We start from the raw sequence: 16615 nt of genomic DNA on the forward strand, positions 1-16615 counted from the left end.
AGATGTGTATAAGAGACAGCCGCCACCCTGCTGATGACCGCCACCGCCGCCCTGATGCGGCTGCATCGCAGGTGCGCCGCCGCCCGGCGCGCCCTGCGGCCGAAGAACGGGCGGCAACCCCGGTGCGCGGCCGTTGCCTGACATGTTCGGTGCGGGCGCCGGTGCCGGTGAAGGCGCGGGTGCAGGCGCCGGCGCAGGACGCAGAACCGGCGGAAGCCCCTGCGCGGGCGCCTGATGCTGCGCAGGCGCAGGCGCCGGCCCACGCACCGCACCGTTCCAGCCGCCGCGCGTCGCCGACGGACGCGCATCGTGCGGCGCCGCGCCGGGCGCCCGCGGCTGCAACACGGGGCCGCCCGGCTCGGGGCGCCCGCGCGCGGGCGGGAAGCCGCCCGGGCCGACCCTCGGTTCCGGACGATGCATCCAACGATCGCGGTCGTGATACCACGGCCGGTTGCGGTAATAGCGATCCCAGTACGCGCCGATCGCGAAGCCCGTAATCGGCACGCCGATCATCGCGCCGTACTCGAGCATCGGCACGTAGCTGCCCTGGTACGGATAGTCGAGCAGTTGCGCGTCGATCCATCCGCGGACGCCCGGCAGCGCGACGTCGCACCACGTGTAGTCGCTCAGACAGCCGAACACGTCGAGCGCGGTGCCGGGCGGCAGTTCCGCGACGACCGGATAGTCGGGCGCCGGCCCGGCGAACAGCTCGGCCGGCGCGTTGGTATAGGCATCGCCCTGCGCATGCGCGACGCCAGGTACGGCAGCCAGCGCAAACGCAATGGCGGACAGGCTGCCGACAATCGTCTTTTTCATGTTGCTCTCCCGCGGCGCGGCCGCGCGTCAGTGCCGATGACCGCCCCCGTGTCCGCCGCCCCACGGGCGGCCCCAGTGCCCGCCGCCGCCGCGCCAATGGCCGCCGCCCCAGTGTCCCCAGAACCCGAAGCCGATCGCGACCGGCGGCCCGTACCAGGCCGGATAGTACGCAGGGTAGTAATACGGGTACGGCACGTAGGCCGGCGCGACGTAGACGGGTGGCGGCACGACAGCGGTGTCGTACGTGGCGGCGCCCGCGGCATCGGACGACGACGCGGGCGGCGGCGCAGCAGCAGCGGAAGCCGCCGGCGCAACCGGCACTTCGCGCTGCGATGCCACGGCGGGCACCGGCGTGTAATACGGCGCATAACCGTAGGGACTGGTGTAGTAGCAGCCGCCGAGCGTCAGCGCGACCAGCGCGACGACGCCCGGCCTTGCGGCAGAAACGGGACTCATCGGGTACTCCGGCATCCATTCGTGCGCCGCATCGGCAGCGCGCCTGACTCTAGCTTACGTCCCCTGCAGATTTCCGCGGGTATGATCCGTTACTGTTTGTTTCATGGCGCCGCGCGCGATTCCGCCCCGTCGCCGGCAGTAGCGCGCGCTGCGGGTACGACGCGTGCTCGCGCGTGTGCCGGGCCGACGTTGAAGTCCTGGCGAATGCCCTCACGTTGAATACAGTCGGGCCGGCCGGCGTGAACGAACAGGCGTTCGCGAACACCCGGCGGCCCCAAACCGGCGGACTTCGGTCCGCCTCACAGGAACGCGGCACGCGCCGCCATCGACATGACTACGCCACGCCCCACGTCCCGGGCGGACACGCCCCTCGATCCGATCATCCAGCTGCTCGCGCTGGCCAGCGAGCAGGGTTATCTGACGCACGCCGACCTCGTCGACGCGCTGCCGCCCGAAAGCGACAGCCCCGATGCGCTCGATGTCGTGCGCGCCGCGCTCGCGGACATCGGGATCACCGTGCTCGACGAGCCGGCCGCGCCGCCGCCGTTCGCGGCCGCGCCCGTGGTCGACGTCGATCGCGACGCGCTCGAAGAGGGTCGCGCGCTGCTCGGCGATCTCGCGCGCGGCGCGAGCGCGTCGACCGATCCGCTCGCGCTGTACATGCGCCGCATGCACGCAGTGCCGCTGCTCACGCGCGAAGACGAGATCGCGCTTGCGCGCGAGCTCGAAACCGGGCGCCACCAGATGCTGCATGCGCTCGCCGGTTGTCCGCCGGCGGTCGACGCGCTGCTGGCGCGCGTCGGCACGACGACGCCGGCGAGCGCATCCGACCGTAGCGACGGCGACGCCGACGAAGCGGACGACAGCGCCGACGCACCGGCAGCCGCCCGCTTCGACGCGGTACGCGATGCACTCGCCGACGTGCGGCGCGCGCTGCATGCGCACGGCTGCCGATCGAGCGCCTATCGCGACGCCCGCGATCGTCTCGCGGCCGAGCTCGGCGCACTGACCTGGATCGCCTCGGCCGTCGACGACGCAAGCCGCGTCGTACGCGCGCTTGCAGCCGCGTCACGCGACGACGCGGTGCGCGCGATCGCCGGCGCGGACGCCGCGTGCTTCGACGCCGTTGCGCGCCGCGCACTGGTCGCGGCGCTGAACGACGGTCAACAGAAGGTGCGCGACGCGACGCGGGCGATGCTCGAGGCGAATCTGCGGCTGGTGCTGTCGATCGCGCGCAAGTACCTGAACCGCGGCGTCGATCTGTCCGACCTCGTGCAGGACGGCTGCATCGGGCTGATGCGCGCGATCGAGAAGTTCGAATACCGGCGCGGATTCAAGTTTTCGACGTATGCGACGTGGTGGATCCGGCAGGCGATCGCGCGTGCGGTCGCGGACCGCGCGCGGACGATCCGCGTGCCCGTCCACGTCGGCGATCAGCATCAGCGCGTGCGGCGGCAGGCGCTGCGCTTCCGTCAGCGCACGGGCCGTCAGCCGACGCCGGCCGAACTGGCGGCCGAAACCGGCCTGGCGGAGGACAAGCTGCGCGCGATTCTCGCGCTGCCGGCGGAGCCGGTCTCGCTCGACACGCCGCTGCCGGACGCCGACACCGGCCTCGTCGACCTGATCGAGGACGAAACATCCGCGAGCCCGTTCGAGCAGCTGGCCGGCACGCGCATGCGCGAATGCGTGCGATCGCTGCTGCGTTCGGTCACGCCGACCGAAGCCGACGTGCTGCGCCGGCGCTTCGGTCTCGGCGGCACCGAGCCGGACACCTACGATGCGATCGCGAAGGATGCCGGGATGTCGCGCGAGCGCGTGCGCCAGATCGAGAAGCGCGCGCTCGCCGCGCTGCGCACGGCCGCCGAAGCCGAAGGCGCACACGCGTTTCTGGACGCATAATCGTCGTACGCGGCGCGCGTCCGGCAACGTGCAACGTTTGCCATTGATGCACGTCAATCGCCGTTCGACACGCATCGCGACAATCGTCGAAGGACCGGGCGCGCGGCCGCGCGCCCGCCTCCGTTGGTGCCTTCCGAGGTCACTCGCGATGTCGACGCGCAGCAACCCGATGCACGACGAAAACCGGCAGATCGCGGCTTGCCTGCGCGAGGCGGCGCTGCGGCTCGCCGATCAGGGGGCCAATCCGTACCGCGTCGCCGCATATCGTGCGGCGGCCGACGCGGTCGATGCGCTCGATGGCGGTGCGCGCACGCTGTTCGACGCGGGCGGCGTCGAGGCGCTGGCCGCGATACCCGAAATCGGCGCGGGCGTCGCGCAGGCGATCGCCGAGTGGCTCGTCACCGGACGCTGGCGTCAGCTCGAACGCCTGCGCGGCGATCCGGAACGCGCGTCCGCGTTCGAAGCGGTGCCCGGCATCGGCCGCTCGCTCGCGCTGCGGATTCACGACGTGCTGCATATCGATACGCTCGAGGCACTCCAAAGCGCCGCGCGCAGCGGCCGGCTCGAAACGATCGCGGGCGTCGGCCCGCGTCGGGCGGCCGGCATCCGCGCGGCGCTCGACGACGTGCTGACGCGCCGCCGCCGCTGGCAGGGCTGCCTCGACGATGCCGGGCTCGGCGCCGAGCCGCCCGTCGAATTGCTGCTGTACGTCGACCGTCTGTATCGCCGTCAGGCGGCAGCCGGCACGCTGCCGGCACTCGCATCGGCGCGCGCGCACCTGGACAGCAACGTGCGCTCGCCGGTGATGCACATGACCAAAGGCGGCTGGCACTTCACCGCGCTCTGTCCGTCCGGCGCGCCGGCGTGCGCATCGGGCCGCACGATGAACTGGGTCGCGCTCTACTTCTACGACGCGCTGCAGCGCGAACATCAGCGCATCGTCGTCACCGAAACGCTCGGTGCGCTCGTCGGCAAACGCATCGTGCGCGGGCGTGAGATGGAATGCCGCGCGTATTACGCGCGCTGACCCGCACGCGCCCACACGCCCCCACCCGCACTAAGCGCGCTCGGCCTTCGCGCGATGCGCAGGATGCCGGTGCGCGGCGACGCGCATCAACTGCCGGAACGACGGACATTCGAAATGGCTCGGCGCCGGACACGACGCCGCGTAGCGCAATGCGTCGCGCACGGCCGCGAGACGACGGATTGTCCGATCGATCGCGTCGGCCTTCTCCTCGAGCTTCGCGCGGTCGATCGCGGGCCGGCCGTCGGCACCGAACATCGCGACGATCTCGTCGAGCGAAAAACCGGCCTCGCGGCCGAGCGCGATCAACGCGAGCCGCTCGAGCACCGACTCGTCGTACTGGCGCCGCAGCCCGGCGCGCCCGGTCGGCTCGATCAGCCCCTTTTCCTCGTAAAAACGCAGCGTCGACGCGGGCAGCCCCGTGCGGCGCGCGACCTCGGCGATATCCAGTCGTCCCATGCTTGACCTCAAGTGAGCTTGAAGTTGCACGATAGCCGCCGCGATCCACGACGACAAGCCCGACCACCGATGAAGCCCACCTGCCCGCTGCCTGCCGCGCGCTGCAACCGCGCGCCGACGCGCACACGATGCCGCGCCGCCTGCCGCCCTCGATCCGGACGAGGTGCACGATGAGCGCGCCCGCCCTGCTGCTGCACATCGCGGCAATCAGTGTCGGTGCGACGCTGGTGATGGATCTGTGGGCGCTGCTGCGTCGGTGCGTGTTCGGCGTGCCGTCGCTGGATCTCGCGCTGGTCGGCCGCTGGCTCGGCCATATGGTGCACGGACGCTTCCGGCACGCGTCGATCGCGACCGCCGCGCCGCTGCGCGGCGAACGCGCGCTCGGCTGGGCCGCGCATTACACGATCGGCATCGCGTTCGCCGGATTGCCGGTCGCGCTCGCCGGACCGGATTGGGTCGACACGCCGACGCTCGCGCCCGCGCTCGCGGCCGGATTCGTCAGCGTCGCCGCGCCGTTTCTCGTGATGCAGCCGGCGCTCGGGTTCGGCATCGCGGCGTCACGCACGCCGCAGCCGGCCGTCGCACGGCGGCGCAGCCTCGTCGCGCATCTGTCGTACGGCGTCGGGCTCTATCTCGCGGCGCTCGCACTCGCCGCTTAGCAGGCGACAGTCGGAGACGGCACTCAGTCGCCGCCGCACTCGATCAGGTTGTGCCGCACGCGGCCGAGCAGCCGAACCAGCGTATCGCGCTCCTCCTGCGTAAAGCCGCGTAGCCCGTCGTCCACGACCGTATCGCCGACCTCGAGCATCTGCGGAAAGATTTCGCGCGACTTGTCGGTGAGCCGGATCACGAACGCGCGCCGGTCGTCGTCGTTCGCGATCCGCTCGATCCATCCGTAGCTCGCCATCCGGTCGAGCAGCCGCGTCAGCGAGATCGGCGTGATCTCGAGCCATTCCGCCAGCCGCGCCTGATTCATCTCGCCTTTCCACGTCAGATACGCGAGCACGCGGCTTTGCGCGCGCGTCAGCCCGAGACGCTTCGCGCGCCGGTCGTACAGGCGCCCGTGCAGCCGCGCGACGTCCGCAATCAGATAGCCGAACCGGTTCTCGTAGGTCTTGTCCATCGGGCGATTATAGGGTCAAGCCGCCTGCGGCCCTCGCGCGCCGCAGCGACGATAAGGGGAGATACAATAAGCGTGCTTATAATTTGACGCATACCGATCGCCGCCCACGGCGACCGCCCCACGGAGACACTTTCTTGAACCCCGCCGCAACCGCGTCGCCGCGCCCGCTGAACCGGCCGATGCTGACCCTGTCGATCATGCTCGCCACGCTGATCCAGACGCTCGACAGCACGATCGCCAACGTCGCGCTGCCGCACATGCAAGGCAGCCTCGCCGCCTCGCAGGACGAGATCACGTGGGTGCTGACCTCCTATATCGTCGCCGCGGCGATCGCGACGCCGCTGACCGGCTGGCTGTCCGACCGGCTCAGCGTGAAGCGGCTGCTGACGATCTCGATCGCGGGCTTCACGGTCGCGTCGGCGCTCTGCGGGCTATCCGAATCGCTCGTGCAGATCGTCGGCTCGCGGCTGCTGCAGGGCGTGTTCGGCGCGGCATTGGTGCCGCTGTCGCAGTCGATCCTGCTCGACATCAATCCGCGCGAGAAACAGGGCCAGGCGATGGCGATCTGGGGCATGGGCGTGATGGTCGGCCCGATCCTCGGCCCGACGCTCGGCGGCTGGCTCACCGACAGCTACAACTGGCGCTGGGTATTCTTCATCAACGTCCCGATCGGCGCGTTCGCGCTGGCCGGTGTGCTGACCTTCCTGCCGGCGCGCGCGCCGCGCCCGCACGTGAAATTCGACGCATTCGGCTTCGCGACGCTCGCGCTTGCGATCGGCGCGTTCCAGGCGATGCTCGACCGCGGCGAGCAGCTCGACTGGTTCGGCTCGACCGAGATCCGCATCGAGGCGCTGGCCGCCGCGCTGAGCTTCGCGTTCTTCCTCGCGCATACGGCGACCGTCGGCAAGGCCTCGTTCTTCAAGTCGGAACTGCTGCGCGACCCGAACTTCGCGACCGGCACGCTGTTCATCTTCGTCGTCGGCGCGGTTTTGTACGCGACGCGCGCGCTGCTGCCGCCGATGCTGCAGAACCTGATGGGCTATCCGGTCGCGACGACGGGCCTCGTCACGGCGCCGAGCGGCGCCGGCACGATGATCGCGATGCTGTTCGTCGGGCGGCTGCTGAAATACGTCGATGCGCGACTGTTACTGCTCGCGGGGTTGTCGATCTCGGCGCTCGCGCTGTGGCAGATGATGCGCTACACGATCGTGCTGTCCGAGGCCGATATCGTGTGGCCGGGCGTGATCCAGGGTTTCGGGCTCGGGCTCGTGTTCGTGCCGCTGAGCGCGATGTCGTTCTCGACGCTCGCGCCCGAGCTGCGTGCGGACGGCACCGCGACTTACAGCCTGATGCGCAACATCGGCAGCAGCATCGGCATTTCGATCGTGCAGACGCTGATGACGCGCAACACGCAGGTCGCGCATGCCGATCTCGCCACCCAGATCACGCCGTTCAACCCTGCCGTGCAGGCCATGGCCGGCAGCCACCTCGACATGGCGCTGCTCGACCGCACGATCAACCAGCAGGCCGCGATGATCGCGTACCTCAACGATTTCAAGCTGATGTTCGTCGCGACGCTGCTGATGATTCCGTTGCTGCTGCTGATCCGCCCGCCGCGCAAGGGCGCGGACGTCGACGTCGCGCACGCGGCGATGGACTGACGCCGCGTGCGCGCCGCTGCGGCGCGATCAGGCCTTCATCGTGCCGGTACGCACGAAGCGCTCGTGCCACGACAGCGCTTCGGCGAGCAGATGCGGCGTGTGCTTGCCGAAGCTCTCCTGCGACGCGCGCTCGAAGTAGTCCTCGAGCATCGGCCGGTAATCCGGATGCGCGCAGGTCGCGATGATCTTGCGCGCGCGCTGCTTCGGCGAGAGCCCGCGCAGATCGGCGAGCCCCTGCTCGGTGACGACCACGGCGACGTCGTGCTCGGTATGGTCGACATGGCTTGCCATCGGCACGATCCGCGAAATCGCGCCGCCCTTCGCGGTGCTCGCCGACATGAAGCACGACAGATAGCCGTTGCGCGCGAAGTCGCCCGAGCCGCCGATGCCGTTCTGGATCTTCGTGCCCATCACGTGCGTCGAGTTCACGTTGCCGTAGATGTCGGCCTCGATCATGCCGTTCATCGCGATGCAGCCGAGCCGGCGCACGAGCTCCGGATGGTTGCTGATCTCCTGCGGGCGCAGCAGGATCTTCTCGCGGAACATCGCGATCTGGTCGGCGAAGCGCTGCACGGCGGGCGGGCTCAGCGACAGCGCGGTCGCCGATGCGAAACGCAGCGTGCCGTCGGCGAGCAGGTCGAGCATGCCGTCCTGGATCACTTCCGTGTATGCGGTCAGATCGGAAAAGCCGGCCGAGCTCAGTTCGGCGAGCACCGCGTTCGTGATGTTGCCGACGCCCGACTGCAGCGGCAGCAGGTTCGCGGGCAGCCGGCCGCGCTTCACTTCGTGGCGCAGGAAGTCGATCAGGCGCGTCGCGATCTGCTTCGACGTGTCGTCCGGCGCGGAGAACGCGTTGCTGCGGTCCGGCGCGTCGGTCTCGACGATCGCGACGATCTTCTCGGCCGGGCAGCGCAGATACGGCTCGCCGATGCGGTCGTCGCTTTTCGTCAGCGGGATCGGCTTGCGGTTCGGCGGCAACGCGGTGCCGTAATAGATGTCGTGCATCCCGTCGAGGCCGAGCGGCTGACGTGCGTTGACCTCGAGAATCACGTGCTTCGCCTGTTCGAGCCACGTCTTGTTGTTGCCGACCGACGCCGACGGAATCAGCAGCCCGTCCTCGCGAATGCCGGCGACTTCGACGATCGCGACATCCAGCTCGCCGAACAGCCCGAACCATGCGTACTGCGCGACGTGGCTCAGGTGAATGTCCTGATAGTCGACTTCGCCGCCGTTGATCTTGTCGCGCAGCGTCGGGTCGGACTGGTACGGCAGCCGCATCGAGATGCCGTTCGTGCGCGCGAGCGCGCCGTCGAGTTCGGGGGCGGTCGAGGCGCCGGTCAACACGTTGATCCGGAAGTCTTCGCCGCGCGCATGGGCGGCCTCGATATGGGCGGCGAGCGCGGCCGGCACGGCCTTCGGGTAGCCCGAGCCGGTGAAGCCGCTCATCGCGACGGTCATGCCGGGACGGATCAGCGCGGCGGCCTGGTCGGCAGTGCGGACGAGCGAACGCAGCGCGGGAGCGAGGATGCGTGATGAAGTCATGAGTGGGATTTCTGACGCGTTTCGGTCTGTCGTTGACGTCGCGGGGGGTGTCTCCTGAGCGACGTGAAGCCCTTGGGGCCGCGTTGGGCGGCCGGCACCACAGGCACGGCCGGAGTATCGCAGACCGCGTCGCCGTGAAATATCCACCGGATGCAAAACAACCTTCCCGAATTTGCCGGATATCCGGCGGCCGATCTGTGACAGGCGCGGCCGACCGATTGTGCGCGGCGCACATTTTTCGGGTCTGATCCAGATCAACGTTTCGGACGCCCGCCGTGCGCGTTCGGCCAGCGGCGCGCGTTGTGCGCAATACACGGTAACACTCGCACATGTCGGGACATTGAACGAATAAAAAGCAACAAATTACAAATCCGTATATATTTCGCCGATGGACCACAGAAAAACCGCAACACGCTCCGAGCCACCCCTGCCGCGCACCTGGGATGCGCGGCTCGCGCGCTCGCTTGTCCGGCCGCTCGTCGACACGCCGGTCACCCCGAATCACCTCACTACCGTCCGTCTGCTGATCGGCCTCGCCGGCGCCTGGTGCCTGGCGCAAGGCGGTTTCGGCTGGAGCAACGCGGGCGCGTTCCTGATCGTGCTGTCGAACTTCGTCGACCATACCGACGGCGAGCTCGCGCGCATCAGCGGCAAGTCGAGCAAGATCGGTCATTTTTACGACCTCGCCGCCGACGCGCTCGTGACGATCGCGCTGTTCGTCAGCATGGGCGTCGGGATCGTCGCGCAAGGCGGCCGGATGGCTGCGTCGCCCGTGCTGCTCGGCGCGGCGGCCGGTGCGGCGGTCGCGCTGATCTTCTATCTGCGGATGCGCATCGAATCGTTCGCCGGCAAGGCCGGCACGCGGCAGGCGTTCGTCGGCGGCTTCGAAACCGAGGACGTGCTGTATCTGCTGCCGCTCGTCACGCTGACCGACGGCGTCGAGCCGTTCCTGCTCGCGGCGTCGATCGGCGCGCCGCTGTTCGCCGCGTGGGTCGTGATCGACTGGTGGCGCATCGTCAGGCGCGGCAACGTTCCGCAGAATTCAACCGAAATCCAGGCTTCCAAATGACTCCTAGCACGCGCGACGATTCCGTGCTGGCTCCGGCACGTCCCGCGCCCGCGCGCGCGGCCGTCTCCGATCCCGATCGAACCGTGGCCGCCTGCGTCGGCCGCCTCGACCTCGAGCGCCTGCGCAGCGACTACACGCGCCAGGGCTCGTTCCTGTACCTCGACACGTTCCTGCCGCCCGAGGCGCACGCGAAGCTCGCGGACGCCGCGCGCGCGCTGCAGGCCGGCCTGAACCGCAATTACCTGCCCGGCCACAAGCAGGGCGGCAGCGTGAGCCGGCACACGATCGACGAGCAGGCGCCGTACATCGCCGAGCTGTACCGCTCGAAGGCGCTGATCGGCTTTCTCGAACAGATCACCGGCGACAAGCTGATGCTGTCGCCCGACGACGACCCGCACGCGTACGCGCTCTACTACTACACCAAGCCGGGCGACCACATCGGCTGGCACTACGACACCTCGTACTACGACGGCCGCCGCTATACGCTGCTGATCGGCGTGATCGACGAATCGTCGTGCCGGCTCGACTACGAACTGCACACGCGCAATCCGGACGTGCCCGACGAACCGGGCTCCGTGCAGATCGCCGACGGCGGCATCGTGCTGTTCGACGGCGACAAGTTGCGCCACCGCATCACGCCACTCGGCCAGGACGAGATTCGCGTGTCGCTCACCTTCGAATACGTGACGAACCCCGGCATGCGGCCGTGGAAGCGCTTCATCTCGAACATGAAGGACGCGATCGCGTATTTCGGCTTCCGTCAGGTCTTCAAGCAGCTGGCGCCGCGGCGCTCGACGGGGTCATGACGCGCGCGGGCCTGATTCTGCTGTCCCTCGGGACGGCGCTGTTCATCGCGCTGCTCGCCTGGCAGGGCGTCGGCGCGGTTGCGTCCACGCTGCTCGCGGCCGGCTGGGGGCTCGCGCTCGTCGCGGCATTCCACGTGGTGCCGCTCGCGATCGACGCGGGCGCGATTTCGGTGATGTTCCGCCGCGGCCAGCCGGGCGCCGATCTCGGCAACGCGCTGCGCGCGCGCTGGGTCGGCGAATCGGTCAACAGCCTGCTGCCGGCCGGCCAGATCGGCGGCCCGGTGCTGATGGTGCGCCACCTCGCGCAGCGCGGCACGCGCATGGCCGACTCGGCCGCCGCGATCACGGTCAGCACGACGATGCAGGCGCTCGCGCAGATGGCGTTCGCGCTGATCGGCATCGCCGCCTTCAGCCTCTATGCGACGCACGATTCGGTCGCCTATCTGCGCACGCCGGCGCTGATCGCGACGGGCGTGCTCGGCGGCCTCGCGGTCGCGTTCTATGCGGCGCAGCGGCGCGGGCTGTTCGGACACGGGCTGCGGCTCGCGTCGAAGCTGCTCGGCCCGCGCGACTGGTCGTCGCTCGCGACACGCGCCGACGCGATCGACGATGCGGTCGGCGCGCTGTACCGCGATCGCGCGAAGGTCGCGCAGACCTTCGCGTTGAGCCTCGCCGGCTGGATCGTCGGCACCGTCGAGGTGTGGCTCGCGCTGCGCTTCCTGGGCCATCCGGTCGGCTGGCTCGATGCGCTGCTGCTCGAAAGCGTCGGCCAGGCGATCCGCGGCGCGGCCTTCGCGATCCCCGGCTCGCTCGGCGCACAGGAAGGCGGCTACCTGCTCCTCGCGCCGCTCGTCGGTCTGCCGCCCGACGCGGCGCTCGCGCTGTCGCTCGCGAAACGCGCGCGCGAACTCGCGCTCGGCCTGCCCGGCCTGCTCTATCTGCATTTCAGTGAAAGAAACTGGCAGCGGCGCCGTGCGCCGCAGCCGCTCGCCGACTGACCGGTCCACGCACCGATCCGCCGGCTTTTTGGTTGGAGAACCCATGCGAGCCATCATTCTTGCGGCAGGCCTCGGCTTGCGCCTGCAACAACCGCCCGAAGCGCAGTTTCCGAAGTGCCTGCTGCGCTTCGACGACGTATCGCTGCTCGAGCGTCATCTGCGCCTGCTCGATGCCGTCGGCGTCGACGAAATCGTGCTCGGGCTCGGCTTCCAGGCCGAGAAGGTCGAGCAGGAACTGCAGCGCCTCGGCCGCCGCGCCGAGATCGTGCTGAACGAGCGCTACGATCTGGGCAGCGTGCTGACCGTGCATACCGTCGCCGATGCGATGACGCGCGGCGGCGACGTGCTGCTGATGGACGCCGACGTGCTCTACGACGACAGCATTCTCCACGCGCTCGTGGCCGACGCGGACAAGCCGGTCGACCGCCTGCTGATCGACCGCGACTTCGAGGCCGGCGACGAGCCCGTCAAGCTGTGCCTGAAGAACGGCGTGCCGGTCGAGCTGCGCAAGCAGCTCGCGGTCGACCTCGACTACGACACGATCGGCGAGTCGGTCGGCTTCTTCCGCTTCACCGAAGGCACCGCGCGCCGCCTCGCGACGATCGTCGCGGGCTACGTCGACAGCGGCCGCGCCAACATGCCGCACGAAGAAGCCGTCCGCGACCTGCTGCTCGAAGGCGGCCACACGTTCGACGTCGCCGACGTCACGGGTGCGCCGTGGATCGAAATCGATTTCCCGAACGACGTCGCGCGCGCCGCGCAGGACGTCCTCCCCCTGATTCAACGCACCACTGCGGGAGCCGCACGATGAATGCACGCGAACCCAACTTCACCGAATCGCGCAGCGCACGCCTGCGCCGGATGCTGCTGAGCAACGAACTCGAATTCCTGATGGAAGCCCACAACGGCCTGTCCGCACGCATCGTGCGCGAAGCCGGCTTCAAGGGCATCTGGGCCTCGGGCCTCGCGATCTCCGCGCAGTTCGGCGTACGCGACAACAACGAGGCGAGCTGGACGCAGGTCGTCGACGTGCTCGAGTTCATGGCCGACGCGAGCGATCTGCCGATCCTGCTCGACGGCGACACCGGCTACGGCAACTTCAACAACGTGCGCCGCCTCGTGAAGAAGCTCGAGCAGCGCGGCATCGCCGGCGTCTGCATCGAGGACAAGCAGTTCCCGAAGACGAACAGCTTCATCGACGGCGAGCGCCAGCCGCTCGCCGAGATCGACGAATTCTGCGGCAAGATCAAGGCCGGCAAGGATTCGCAGAGCGACCCCGACTTCTCGATCGTCGCGCGCGTCGAAGCGCTGATCGCGGGCTGGGGCATGGACGAGGCGCTGCGCCGCGCGAACGCCTATGCGGAAGCGGGCGCCGACGCGATCCTGATCCACAGCAAGCTGTCGCGCCCCGACGAAATCCTGCAGTTCGCGCGCGAATGGAGCGGCAAGGCGCCGCTCGTGATCGTGCCGACCAAGTACTACAGCACGCCCACCGACGTGTTCCGCCAGGCCGGCATCAGCACCGTGATCTGGGCGAACCATCTGATCCGCGCGTCGGCATCGGCGATGCAGGCCGTCGCCCGCGAGATCCACGAAAGCGAAACGCTGATCAACGTCGAGGATCGCGTCGCGTCGGTCAACGAGATCTTCCGTTTGCAGGACGCCGACGAATACTCGGCGGCCGAGCGTATCTACCTGTCGTCGTCGTCGCGCGCGTCGAACGCGGCGGTCGTGCTCGCAGCGAGCCGCGGCAAGGGGCTCGAGGCCGTCACCGAGGACAAGCCGAAGGTGATGCTGCCCGTTGCCGGCAAGCCGCTGCTGCGGTGGCTCGTCGACGGCTTCAAGAAGCACGGCGTGAACGACATCACCGTCGTCGGCGGCTATCGCGCCGATGCGATCGACACGTCGGGGATCAAGCTCGTCGTCAACGAACGCCACGCCGAAACGGGCGAGCTCGCGTCGCTCGCCTGCGCGGCCGAGCGCCTGACCGGCGACACCGTGATCTCGTACGGCGATCTGCTGTTCCGCAGCTACATCCTGCGCGATCTCGCGGAGAGCGAGGCCGAGTTCAGCGTCGTCGTCGATTCGTCGCTGACCGAGCCGACCAACCAGAGCGTGCGCGACTTCGCGTTCTGCTCGGCCGCCGACGACCGCGGGCTGTTCGGCCAGAAGGTGCTGCTCCAGCGCGTGTCGAGCGATGCCGCCGCCGGCACGCCGCACGGCCGCTGGATCGGGCTGCTGAACGTGCGCGGCGCCGGCGTCGAGCGTCTGAAGGCGATGCTCGCGACGCTGCAGGCACGCGCCGATTTCGACACGCTCGACATCCCCGCGCTGCTCAACGCGCTGATCGACGCCGGCGAGAAGATCGAGGTGCAGTACGTGCACGGCCACTGGCGCGGCGTCAACGATCTCGAAGACTTCCGCCGCGCGGGCGACTTCGCGCATGGACAAACGCCGCTGTCCGAACCGGGCGCCGGCAACGGAGGCGCGCAATGATCGAAGCGGCCCAGTTCGTCGAGGCCGCACGCGCACGCGGCTTCGACTGGTACGCGGGCGTGCCCTGCTCGTACCTGACGCCGTTCATCAACTACGTGCTGCAGGATCCGACGCTGCACTACCTGTCGGCCGCGAATGAAGGCGACGCGGTCGCGCTGATCGCCGGCGCGACGCTCGGCGGCAAGCGCGGGATCGCGATGATGCAGAACTCGGGGCTCGGCAATGCGGTGAGCCCGCTCACGTCGCTCACCTGGACGTTCCGCCTGCCGCAGCTGCTGATCGTCACGTGGCGCGGCCAGCCGGGCGTCGCCGACGAACCGCAGCACGCGCTGATGGGGCCGATCACGCCCGCGATGCTCGACACGATGGAGATCCCGTGGGAGACGTTCCCGACCGACCCCGAACAGGTCGGCCCGGCGCTCGACCGCGCGATCGCGCACATGGACGCGACGGGTCGCCCGTACGCGCTCGTGATGCAGAAAGGCAGCGTCGCGCCGTATGAGCTGAAGGCGAATCCGGCTGCGCAGCCGCGCGCGCATGTCGCCGCGCATGTCGCCGCGCGGTCGTCGTCGCGTGCGGCGTCGCCCGATGCATGGCCGACGCGTCACGATGCGCTGCAGCGCGTGATCGCGCATACGCCGGTCGACTCGACCGTCGTGCTCGCCTCCACCGGCTTCTGCGGCCGCGAACTGTACGCGCTCGACGATCGGCCGAACCAGCTCTACATGGTCGGCTCGATGGGTTGCGTGACGCCGCTCGCGCTCGGCCTGGCGCTCGCGCGGCCCGATCTGCGCGTGGTGGCCGTCGACGGCGACGGCGCCGCGCTGATGCGCATGGGCGCATTCGCGACGCTTGGCACGTACGGCCCGTCGAACCTTACGCACGTGCTGCTCGACAACGGCGCGCACGAATCGACGGGCGGACAGGCGACCGTATCGCAGCACGTATCGTTCGCCGGTGTCGCGGCCGCATGCGGCTACGCGAGCGCAGTCGAAGGCGACACGCTCGACGTGCTCGATGCCGCGCTGGCCGCGCCGCGCACCGACGGCGCGCAGTTCGTGCGGCTCGCGATCCGCACGGGCGTGCCCGACGGCCTGCCGCGCCCGACCGTGACGCCGGTCGAGGTCAAGACTCGTCTGATGCGGCACATCGGCGCCGCGCAGACCGAAGCCCACGCTGAAGGAGCCCATTGATGCTGCTGCTGAATCCCGGCCCGGTCACGCTCACCGAACGCGTGCGCCGCAGCCTGCTGCAACCGGACCTGTGCCATCGCGAAAGCGAATTCTTCGATCTGCAGGACGAGGCGCGCGCGCGTCTCGTCGCCGCATACGAACTCGATCCGGCCGAATGGACCGCCGTGCTGATGACCGGTTCGGGCACGGCCGCCGTCGAAAGCATGATCGCCGCGCTCGTGCCGAAGGACGGCAAGCTGCTCGTGATCGAGAACGGCGTGTACGGCGAGCGCATCACGCAGATCGCGACGCAGTACGCGATCGCACATGACGTGCTCAAGCACGAATGGATGCAGGCGCCCGATCTCGCGCAGATCGCCGCGCGGCTCGACGCGGGCGGCTACTCGCACGTCGCGGTGATCCATCACGAGACGACGACCGGCCGCCTGAACGATCTCGGCGCGATCGCCGAGGTCTGTCGCGCGCGCGGCGTGAAGCTGCTCGTCGACGGCGTCAGCAGTTTCGGCGCGGAAGCGATCGACTTCGCGGGCGGCGACATCGATGCCGTCGCGGCGACTGCGAACAAGTGCCTGCACGGCGTGCCGGGTGCCGCGTTCGTGATCGTGCGCCGCAGCGCGCTCGCGAACGCCGCGAGCCGCACCTACTATCTCGACCTCGGCCGTCTCGCGAAGCTGCAGGATCAGCGCAACACGCCGTTCACGCCGTCCGTGCACGCGTATTACGCGCTCGTCGAGGCGTTGCGCGAATTCGACGAAGCGGGCGGCTGGCGCGCGCGTCATGCGCGCTACAAGGCGCTCGCCGATCAGGCACAGGCCGGGCTCGCTGCACGCGGGATGCCGCTCGTGCTGCCGGAAGGCGCGTCGTCAGTCGTGCTGCGCGCGTATCGGCTGCCGCAAGGTGTCACGTACGAAGCGCTGCACGACGGGCTGAAGGCGCGCGGGTTCGTGATCTACGCGGGGCAAGGCGGGCTGTCGAAGGAACTGTTCCGCATCTCGACGATGGGCGCGATCGAAGCGGCCGACGTCGAGCGGCTGCTGGACGGGTTCAGCGAGCTGACGCGGTAAGCCGCGCGT

Annotated in this window: 16 protein-coding genes; 11 read left to right on the forward strand and 5 right to left on the reverse strand. The window is 69.3% G+C overall.

All coding sequences use genetic code 11. From position 1 onward, the window contains the following. Both ACSHSS_RS23770 and ACSHSS_RS23775 read right to left on the reverse strand, forming a co-directional pair. Nucleotides 1–816 (reverse strand): SH3 domain-containing protein (locus tag ACSHSS_RS23770; RefSeq protein ID WP_445545617.1); only part of this gene is annotated, 816 nt, incomplete at its 3' end. A 27-nt stretch (nt 817–843) separates the two neighbouring features. Beyond that, a complete protein-coding gene (locus ACSHSS_RS23775; protein WP_217059794.1) occupies nt 844–1272 on the reverse strand; it encodes a hypothetical protein in 429 nt (142 codons plus the stop codon). Between the two features lie 330 nt (nt 1273–1602). Between ACSHSS_RS23775 and ACSHSS_RS23780 the strand changes: the two genes are divergently transcribed. Further along, nucleotides 1603–3171 carry a sigma-70 family RNA polymerase sigma factor gene (locus ACSHSS_RS23780; protein ID WP_445545618.1) on the forward strand — a complete coding sequence of 523 codons (1569 nt, stop codon included), beginning with the start codon at nt 1603–1605 and terminating at the stop codon, nt 3169–3171. A 148-nt stretch (nt 3172–3319) separates the two neighbouring features. Beyond that, nucleotides 3320–4198 (forward strand): helix-hairpin-helix domain-containing protein, encoded by an 879-nt coding sequence (locus tag ACSHSS_RS23785; protein WP_445545619.1) that lies wholly within the window; start codon nt 3320–3322, stop codon nt 4196–4198. Nucleotides 4199–4228: 30 nt separating this feature from the next. Here the strand turns inward: ACSHSS_RS23785 and ACSHSS_RS23790 are convergent, their stop codons facing one another. Continuing rightward, nucleotides 4229–4654 (reverse strand): helix-turn-helix domain-containing protein, encoded by a 426-nt coding sequence (locus tag ACSHSS_RS23790; protein WP_217059791.1) that lies wholly within the window; start codon nt 4652–4654, stop codon nt 4229–4231. Nucleotides 4655–4824: 170 nt separating this feature from the next. On the opposite strand from ACSHSS_RS23790, the gene ACSHSS_RS23795 reads away from it, so the two are divergent. Then, entirely contained in the window at nt 4825–5313 is a 489-nt protein-coding gene (locus tag ACSHSS_RS23795) for a DUF2938 domain-containing protein (protein WP_445545620.1), read from the forward strand. 23 nt (nt 5314–5336) lie between these two features. Here ACSHSS_RS23795 and ACSHSS_RS23800 read toward each other — a convergent pair whose 3' ends face one another. Further along, complete coding sequence (locus ACSHSS_RS23800; RefSeq protein ID WP_445545621.1) at nt 5337–5777, reverse strand: MarR family winged helix-turn-helix transcriptional regulator; 441 nt, start codon at nt 5775–5777, stop codon at nt 5337–5339. Nucleotides 5778–5911: 134 nt separating this feature from the next. Here ACSHSS_RS23800 and ACSHSS_RS23805 point away from each other — a divergent pair, with 134 nt between their 5' ends. Next, nucleotides 5912–7438: an MDR family MFS transporter gene (locus ACSHSS_RS23805; protein ID WP_006399840.1), complete on the forward strand. Its 1527-nt coding sequence runs from the start codon at nt 5912–5914 to the stop codon at nt 7436–7438. A 27-nt stretch (nt 7439–7465) separates the two neighbouring features. Here the strand turns inward: ACSHSS_RS23805 and ACSHSS_RS23810 are convergent, their stop codons facing one another. Further along, nucleotides 7466–8980 carry an acetyl-CoA hydrolase/transferase family protein gene (locus ACSHSS_RS23810; protein ID WP_105841779.1) on the reverse strand — a complete coding sequence of 505 codons (1515 nt, stop codon included), beginning with the start codon at nt 8978–8980 and terminating at the stop codon, nt 7466–7468. A gap of 388 nt (nt 8981–9368) precedes the next feature. Between ACSHSS_RS23810 and ACSHSS_RS23815 the strand changes: the two genes are divergently transcribed. From ACSHSS_RS23815 to ACSHSS_RS23845, 7 genes are read left to right on the forward strand one after another with little or no spacing between them, the layout of a single operon-like run. Continuing rightward, nucleotides 9369–10049, forward strand: a complete 681-nt coding sequence (locus ACSHSS_RS23815) for a CDP-alcohol phosphatidyltransferase family protein (RefSeq protein ID WP_006399835.1) — start codon at nt 9369–9371, stop codon at nt 10047–10049. Next, nucleotides 10046–10855 carry a HalD/BesD family halogenase gene (locus ACSHSS_RS23820; RefSeq protein WP_039334236.1) on the forward strand — a complete coding sequence of 270 codons (810 nt, stop codon included), beginning with the start codon at nt 10046–10048 and terminating at the stop codon, nt 10853–10855. Before ACSHSS_RS23815 ends, ACSHSS_RS23820 begins: the two co-directional genes overlap by 4 nt. Further along, a complete protein-coding gene (locus ACSHSS_RS23825; protein WP_006399831.1) occupies nt 10852–11853 on the forward strand; it encodes an HpnL family protein in 1002 nt (333 codons plus the stop codon). The genes ACSHSS_RS23820 and ACSHSS_RS23825 overlap by 4 nt, the downstream gene beginning before the upstream one ends. Before the next feature lie 43 nt (nt 11854–11896). Next, complete coding sequence (locus ACSHSS_RS23830; protein ID WP_006399829.1) at nt 11897–12664, forward strand: phosphocholine cytidylyltransferase family protein; 768 nt, start codon at nt 11897–11899, stop codon at nt 12662–12664. Next, nucleotides 12661–14349 (forward strand): phosphoenolpyruvate mutase, encoded by a 1689-nt coding sequence (aepX, locus tag ACSHSS_RS23835; protein ID WP_006399828.1) that lies wholly within the window; start codon nt 12661–12663, stop codon nt 14347–14349. The genes ACSHSS_RS23830 and aepX overlap by 4 nt, the downstream gene beginning before the upstream one ends. Beyond that, on the forward strand, nt 14346–15542 hold the full coding sequence (gene aepY, locus ACSHSS_RS23840; protein WP_445545622.1) for a phosphonopyruvate decarboxylase: 1197 nt from the start codon (nt 14346–14348) through the stop codon (nt 15540–15542). Before aepX ends, aepY begins: the two co-directional genes overlap by 4 nt. Further along, nucleotides 15542–16606 (forward strand): 2-aminoethylphosphonate aminotransferase, encoded by a 1065-nt coding sequence (locus ACSHSS_RS23845; protein WP_217029662.1) that lies wholly within the window; start codon nt 15542–15544, stop codon nt 16604–16606. The genes aepY and ACSHSS_RS23845 overlap by 1 nt, the downstream gene beginning before the upstream one ends. Nucleotides 16607–16615: the final 9 nt, after the last annotated feature.

The sequence above is a fragment of the Burkholderia sp. BC1 genome (assembly GCF_052683555.1).

What these genes read in the sequence shown, in the direction of transcription:
- aepY (WP_445545622.1), top strand. Translation starts at nt 14,346, where the DNA reads ATGATCGAAGCGGCCCAGTTCGTCGAGGCCGCACGCGCACGCGGCTTC.
- ACSHSS_RS23775 (WP_217059794.1), bottom strand. Translation starts at nt 1,272, where the DNA reads ATGAGTCCCGTTTCTGCCGCAAGGCCGGGCGTCGTCGCGCTGGTCGCG.
- ACSHSS_RS23780 (WP_445545618.1), top strand. Translation starts at nt 1,603, where the DNA reads ATGACTACGCCACGCCCCACGTCCCGGGCGGACACGCCCCTCGATCCG.
- ACSHSS_RS23845 (WP_217029662.1), top strand. Translation starts at nt 15,542, where the DNA reads ATGCTGCTGCTGAATCCCGGCCCGGTCACGCTCACCGAACGCGTGCGC.
- ACSHSS_RS23830 (WP_006399829.1), top strand. Translation starts at nt 11,897, where the DNA reads ATGCGAGCCATCATTCTTGCGGCAGGCCTCGGCTTGCGCCTGCAACAA.
- ACSHSS_RS23825 (WP_006399831.1), top strand. Translation starts at nt 10,852, where the DNA reads ATGACGCGCGCGGGCCTGATTCTGCTGTCCCTCGGGACGGCGCTGTTC.
- ACSHSS_RS23795 (WP_445545620.1), top strand. Translation starts at nt 4,825, where the DNA reads ATGAGCGCGCCCGCCCTGCTGCTGCACATCGCGGCAATCAGTGTCGGT.
- ACSHSS_RS23790 (WP_217059791.1), bottom strand. Translation starts at nt 4,654, where the DNA reads ATGGGACGACTGGATATCGCCGAGGTCGCGCGCCGCACGGGGCTGCCC.
- ACSHSS_RS23820 (WP_039334236.1), top strand. Translation starts at nt 10,046, where the DNA reads ATGACTCCTAGCACGCGCGACGATTCCGTGCTGGCTCCGGCACGTCCC.
- ACSHSS_RS23815 (WP_006399835.1), top strand. Translation starts at nt 9,369, where the DNA reads ATGGACCACAGAAAAACCGCAACACGCTCCGAGCCACCCCTGCCGCGC.
- ACSHSS_RS23785 (WP_445545619.1), top strand. Translation starts at nt 3,320, where the DNA reads ATGTCGACGCGCAGCAACCCGATGCACGACGAAAACCGGCAGATCGCG.
- ACSHSS_RS23810 (WP_105841779.1), bottom strand. Translation starts at nt 8,980, where the DNA reads ATGACTTCATCACGCATCCTCGCTCCCGCGCTGCGTTCGCTCGTCCGC.
- aepX (WP_006399828.1), top strand. Translation starts at nt 12,661, where the DNA reads ATGAATGCACGCGAACCCAACTTCACCGAATCGCGCAGCGCACGCCTG.
- ACSHSS_RS23800 (WP_445545621.1), bottom strand. Translation starts at nt 5,777, where the DNA reads ATGGACAAGACCTACGAGAACCGGTTCGGCTATCTGATTGCGGACGTC.